The following is a 231-nucleotide window of genomic DNA, read 5'->3' as shown; positions in this document are numbered from 1 at the left end:
ACCCGGTGACCAACCCGGTGGGGGCGGGGCCGTATCGGCTGAAAAGTTTCATCCCCGGCCAGCGCTCGCTCTACACCCGTTTTGAGCATTACTACAAGCCCAACCGCCCCTATGCGGACGAGCTGGAAATCATCGAATTCAAGGACCAGGTATCGCGGGCCGCCGCCCTGCGCGCCGGGCAGATCGACGTGGCCAGTGGCGTGCAGGCCGAGCACAGCGCGTTGCTCAAGG

1 protein-coding gene is annotated in these 231 nt (G+C 64.9%); it reads left to right on the top strand.

Annotated elements, in window-relative coordinates:
* Positions 1 to 231: ABC transporter substrate-binding protein (locus SB756_RS36010; protein WP_410914035.1), on the top strand; the 231-nt coding region annotated here is incomplete at both ends.

Origin of the sequence: Pseudomonas sp. SIMBA_068, assembly GCF_046534705.1 — a bacterium.
GTDB classification, from domain to species: domain Bacteria; phylum Pseudomonadota; class Gammaproteobacteria; order Pseudomonadales; family Pseudomonadaceae; genus Aquipseudomonas; species Aquipseudomonas putida.
This window is presented reverse-complemented; position numbering and strand designations above follow the sequence as displayed.